This window comes from Neisseria sp. P0014.S009 (assembly GCF_051958155.1).
GTDB classification, from domain to species: Bacteria; Pseudomonadota; Gammaproteobacteria; order Burkholderiales; family Neisseriaceae; genus Neisseria; species Neisseria flavescens_C.
Window position 1 is genome coordinate 1 of the sequence record NZ_JBQCVS010000213.1, and the last position, 244, is coordinate 244.

1 protein-coding gene is annotated in these 244 nt (G+C 54.1%); it reads left to right on the forward strand.

The features are described 5' to 3' along the window. Positions 1 to 244, forward strand: a 244-nt coding sequence (locus tag ACTHS4_RS12370) for a S1 RNA-binding domain-containing protein (RefSeq protein ID WP_440366035.1), incomplete at both ends; no start/stop codon positions are given.

Sequence of the window (244 nt, forward strand, 5' to 3'; positions counted from 1 at the left end):
GTTTGGTACACATCTCTGCCTTATCCAATAAATTCGTCCAAGACCCGCGCGAAGTGGTGAAAGCCGGCGAGGTGGTAAAAGTGAAAGTGCTGGAAGTCGATGCTGCGCGTAAACGCATTGCGCTGACCATGCGTTTGGATGACGAAGCGGGCGGCACAATAAAAGGCAACAGGCCGTCTGAAACCCGACATCAAGAACGCCGCGACCGTAAACCCCAACGCAACGAGCGTGTCCCAACCAATTC